Source organism: Mesorhizobium sp. B3-1-8 (genome assembly GCF_006439495.1).
GTDB lineage: Bacteria > Pseudomonadota > Alphaproteobacteria > Rhizobiales > Rhizobiaceae > Mesorhizobium.
In genome coordinates this window covers 1-5,473 of record NZ_VFTK01000077.1, presented here as the reverse complement: position 1 = coordinate 5,473, position 5,473 = coordinate 1, and the positions used below count along the sequence as shown (strand labels likewise).

Below are 5,473 nucleotides of genomic sequence, written 5' to 3'. Positions count from 1 at the left end.
GCCCGAGAGGTTGAAGGTGACATTGGCGGCGGTCAGCCCGGCGCCGAGCTGGATCGTATCCGTACCACCGCCCTCGTAGATGGTGTCGCAGCCGTCGCCCTGGTTGAACACGTAAACATCGTTACCGGCGCCACCATTGAGCGCGTCGTTGCCCCCACCCCCCAACAGTATGTCGCTTCCGCCGCTGCCCGTCAGAGTGTCATTTCCTCCGTAGCCTGCCATAAAAGCGGCGACGTTGGCACTCAACGTATCTCCATCGTTCGTTCCATTGACTTCAATCAAGTCAAACGCATTCAGAACGGTCTGCTTATCGATGTCCCCGAACAAATTTAGGACTATCGGAACCAAGACCGGGACCTCTTCCTTGAAGACCGCAAGAAGAGAAATTGCGTCCGAATCCGAGCCTAGGTTGTCAGATCGAAACTCCGCAACCACTTGCGATGCCAAGCTTGTGAAATTGCCATCGATTTGACCAGTGAATGGATTGATGAAAATGTTCTTGAATGGGGCGAGTGCACCTAGATCTGCACCTGCACCCTCTCGTGCAATGATTGACCACGCCGCCTGGGCCAGGAAATGGCCAATATAGTAATCCTTCACCTCTGTGAACGACTTCATCAACGCCGCAGCATCCTGCGCGGTTGGCTCTCCAACCAGAATCGAATCGGGGGCCAGGTAATTTCCTCCGGCGCTGTAGTCCTGTCCCATAAATTTCTGCAGAAAGGCCAGTGCGGGAGCCGATATTATCGAAGTCGGATCGGGCGGGGGCAGGTTCACCGGGTCGTTCAACGACAGCACAATTGGTGCGCCGGCTCTGACAGGTCTACTTCCTCCACCTCCCACCCGGATGACCGGCATGGTGGGATTCAGCACTACACCTATGATGTTGGGGCCTGATCCTTGCGTGTTGGCCAACCATTCCGGCGGCAGGGCCAGGTTGTTTTGCGCCAACCAAGCCTGGACCTTCGCAGGATCCAGGCTGTCCAACGAAAATAAATATCCCTTGGGTGTCGGCGGAGTAATTGGGGTCGATGTGCTGTTATTTGAAACGATGTTGATTGTATTTACTTTTTCGATGTATGCGGCTAACTCGCCGGGATCATAAGCAAAGTTCACATAGACATCGTCTACGTTCTTCATCCACTGCACGTCGTGAACACCGGCCCAGTCGAACAGCAGACTGTCCATCTGGCTGAGGAACTGTTGAAAATTGCCGTTGCGGGCGGTCTGGATTGCAGTCTGAGCCTCGGCCTTCAGGGAATGGCTCTGCGTCATAGCGACCCAGAGATCCGCGACGTCCCCATAGCCGGAGAGTTTCGGCAGGCTGTATACGTCGGCATCGTATACAAAATTCTCAGGCAAAACGTAGTGGCTTTGAAACTGTGAAAGTGTGAATAGAACTTCAGCGGATTGTGTTTGAGCTCCGTTGTTCCAAGTTACGTGGCTCGTACTGAGAACGCGGTTACCGCTCAACGCCGCCCCAGAAGCTGTCCTGTCAAGGCTAAGCGACGTGATGCCCAATTCCGTCAGGGAATGAAGTTCGCCCTGCGCCGATACTCCATCGCCGTTTGCATCTTTCCAGATTTGCAGGGAGCTAAACGCGGCATCATTCACATCGATGACGCCATCCCCGTTGCCATCGAGCTGACTGAGGTCCTGGAATCCGGAGCCGGTCCGCGAACCAAACAATTCAGAAATGTCGTCAATAGCTCCATTGCCGTTCACATCCCGGACCAACAGACCGTCATCTCGTCCGACCCACCCAGTACGCTCGGCGAAGCCATCGCCATCAAGATCAAAATGGACGTTCGAATTGGCAAGGCTTGTCAATTCGATTCCATCCCCGTCGAGATCGACGACGAGGGGGTCGCGGGGTGGCGGGTTGAAAAGCGCGGCTAGAGCGGCATACCAGTCGGGAAGATCGGTCGAGTTCAGCGCGTGAGGAAATGAGTCTAGGTAGCGCGCGAGCTGATCGCCGGCTCTACTTCCATAGATCGCAAAAAAAGCTCCAAACGCGAGTCCCCCTACAACACCACCAAGTGGACCAAGTACGGAGCCGATCACGGCTCCGTCAACTACGCTCTCAGTCACCAGTGACGCCAGTGCGATATCAACGAGCAAATCCAAGCCGGCGCCCAGACCGCCAAGGGCTGCCTCACCTAGCATTGCACCAACCGACGCGCCGGCGAGGCCGCCGAAAGTGCGCCCGCCGAGTTCAGCTAGCGTCCTCTCAGCGCCGGCAGTATCACCCTCCCGATACTGAACGGCCGCGTTTCCGACGCTCAAGACCACGTCGGCGGCGATGGCGACGGCGCCGACGACGGTTGCCACCCTGCCTAGATCCGACACAAATGCAGTCAATCCGCCAGCGTAACCTTTATAGGCTTCGAAGCTTCTCACGACATCCGCCGCAGTCCAGTTACTGCCGGTGACGTCGTTCACCGTGTTTGCCAATCTAGCTGCTGCCATGAGGGCTGGATCAGCGACCGTATTGCTGCTGACCAGCTGGTCAATACGAATGAAATTTACCCCTGTGTTCAAAAAATCTTCGATTGTTGGAGTGCCGGTAGATTCAATGCCGAGCCTCGACAAGAATTCGGCCGTGACGAATGGGGTCGTTGTTCCCGCGCCGGCATACTTAATGCCTAACAGATCACCGCTTGCAACGGCGTCTCGAAATGACGATTCGACAGCGTCAAGGCGACTGACCGGATCGTTGATGCCCTGAAGAACATCAATAGGCACGCCACCGATTGAGGTTATGGCTTGATTTTGAACAGCAAAGGGGATTTCCACCGAGCCAAAAACTCGGCCTAAATTCGCGCTTTCCGCAACGACTATGATATCCCCGCTTAGAGACTGGGCAAATTCAGCGGATGTGTGGCCCCAAAGCGAAGCCTCAAGCGAAGCTGTATCTCCTGTATGCCCGTAGAGGAAGTCCCCTACGGATGCTTCCGCAGTTTTCCGGCTCTGCCCTTCAGATAAAAATAATTCTAATGCCCGGTTCTTAATAGCGTCGCTGACGGCATCGTCGCCCAGAAACTTGCCGCGATCAGTATTATTAATTATTGGCAAACCGGTGGCATTTTCTATCTTTACAGCAACATCAGTAGATGTTGCTGATCCGATAGGGCCGCTGTAGAGAATTCCACCTTCACCGTAAGATTGTGCGGAGAATTCTTCTGCAATGGCTCGGATATCATCAAGAGATTGAGCTGAATTTATCTGATCAATGTAGGATTGATACTGATTCACCGCCGACCACCCCTGTGCAAAATAAATTTATGCTATGCAGATTGAGATCAGCCCGATTTTGTCACGATCCAATTTTTGCGAAAAGATACTCCCCCCCGGAACCATTCCTGCTGTTTCAGTGGATATGGCTTCTCGCCGGGTGAGAAGATCAACTCCAAAATAATATCGTGTATCGCTTTAGAGTCTGAGTAATTGAATTCGGCCTTGGCCCCAGGGTGCTGGTTCCCGATATTATTTTTACTATTGTACCCGAACGATATGATTTCGATGTTGAAGTGATTTTCATCAGACTCGTATGCTGTGGCGAACTCTCCGAAATAGACACCTTCGTTTCTAAGTTCTACCGCAAGCACGTGGTGCGGCTCCTCGTCTGCACCAATGTGCTGGCCAACAAACCGCGCTTTGCCATTACCCAAAGCAACCCAGTCGAGCGTTCCCATTGGTGGTCGAATCCATGGTTTGAAAACAGTGGAGGAGCGGTATGAAGGATGGGAAACTGTGGTGGCTGAGGCGCGCAACATCGCATCTAGCATCGGCTTGGGTCTGTGCAACTGTGATGCCCGGATCCAGTATTTGCTGTGCTTAGGTCAGGAAAAAACTTGAACTGAACCGCAAGTGTCATTTCAAACCCCATTGAGAGGGGGCCGCCGCCTGATCGGAGGCGGTCGTTGCCCAATGAAGGAACGACTGTCTCTGCCTTACCCCCAAAACAAAGCGGTAACATGACGGAAGTAGTTTGTTAAGAGCCCTCTAAAAATAACTTTGGAGAACCTGTTCCTCCGGTGGGATATGCATAAATACGCCGGCGTGCAATTTCACAGCTTCATGCTACCAAGCGACGGGGGCGCGTGGGTGGAAACCCAGCTGTCGCCTCAAATCCTTTTGATATGCGGGGCAGAGTGCGATCCATCCGGCTCGATCTGAAGAGCGCGTCAGGGAAAACGTCAAACCCAGGCGGTGCTCTTCCTCAAGCGCTTCACGGTCTTCAATGTCGTGCAGTGCGAAGGTCTGCCAGAGCACCTTTTCGGTCAGTTTCAGCCTTGCCGGAACGCGAGACGTCCCGCAGGCCGAGGCGCTGATGCACATAAGCGGCGCGGATATCCGCATCGACGGGGATCGCGCTTTTCTATATGCCGAATGCAGATATCGAAAGCCATCAAAGCAAACCGAGCCTACGAGGACGACAGAGAAGTCTAGCATTCAGCCTACGATCATGTGGGCGCTGAGCCCAATCATTCTGGCCGCGCGCACGAGACCTTTTCGTTGCACGAACGCCCAGACAGAGCAGTTGCTTCTCCACGTGCGCAGTGTCGGTGGCTATGCAAAGAACGTGGCAATCCCGCATAGCGTGAAGTCCTGAATCCAGGCATTCTACTGGCGACTTGATCTCTTTCGTATCGAAGTCATCCGTAGCCGATCAGGCACCTAAACTTGGGAGGTCAAATGCACCTTGATCCTCCACGAGCGGCGCCTGAACGGGTCCACAACATCTGGAACTCATCCATCTTACCCAACGGTTGGCTGGACGGTAGGTAGACAACGGAACAGCCTTGCAAATGGATGAACAAAGATCGTCAGACAAATTGGAACTGGCTCTGCTGTAGGCTCGCCAGGGATACATTCTTAAGCAGAATTGAGTCGCTCGGATCGGCCGTTATCAGGACGTCGCTGCCAGATTGGGTCGATGCCGCCAAAAGGTGAGCCCAATCAGCGAACACCGAGTGATCAATTGAGATCAAATCGGCGTTTGTTCCCGATGCCGTGTAGCCGTTGATGGTATCATTTCCAAAGCTTGGCTGAAACACGAACGTATCTATCCCGCTTCCCCCGTTCAACGTGTCATCACCGGAGCCACCGATAAAGATGTCTTTGCCCCCATTGCCGTTGAGCGTGTCGTTACCCGCGAATCCGTAGAGCGAGTTGTTGCCGCTCGTGCCGTTGAGTGTGTCGCTGCCGCTGCCGCCGACGATCGGCAGGCCGCCGGTCAGGCTGATCGAGGTGCCGTCGCCGTAGACCAGAGTCTCGATCTGGTAGGAGGAGCTGAGATAGACGTTCGTCAGCTTGATCTGGTCGCCGCTGATGCCGTCGCCGATCAGCAGGCTGTAGCCGGAGACGTTGAAGGTCACGTTGGCCGCCGTCATCCCGGCGCCCAGCTGAAGGGTGTCGGTGCCGCCGCCGGTGTCGTAGATCGAGTCCGAGCCGTCGCCCTGATTGAAGA

At 54.4% G+C, this 5,473-nt stretch carries 3 protein-coding genes; all 3 read right to left on the bottom strand.

Features of this window, described 5'->3' with window-relative positions; genetic code table 11:
- On the bottom strand, positions 1-3,255 hold a 3,255-nt coding region (locus FJ424_RS33855), incomplete at its 3' end, for a calcium-binding protein (protein WP_140659992.1).
- Between the two features lie 47 nt (positions 3,256-3,302).
- Positions 3,303-3,695 (bottom strand): hypothetical protein, encoded by a 393-nt coding sequence (locus tag FJ424_RS33245; protein ID WP_140659993.1) that lies wholly within the window; start codon positions 3,693-3,695, stop codon positions 3,303-3,305.
- Positions 3,696-4,829: 1,134 nt separating this feature from the next.
- The coding region (locus tag FJ424_RS34420; RefSeq protein WP_140786397.1) for a calcium-binding protein at positions 4,830-5,473 on the bottom strand (644 nt) is incomplete at its 5' end.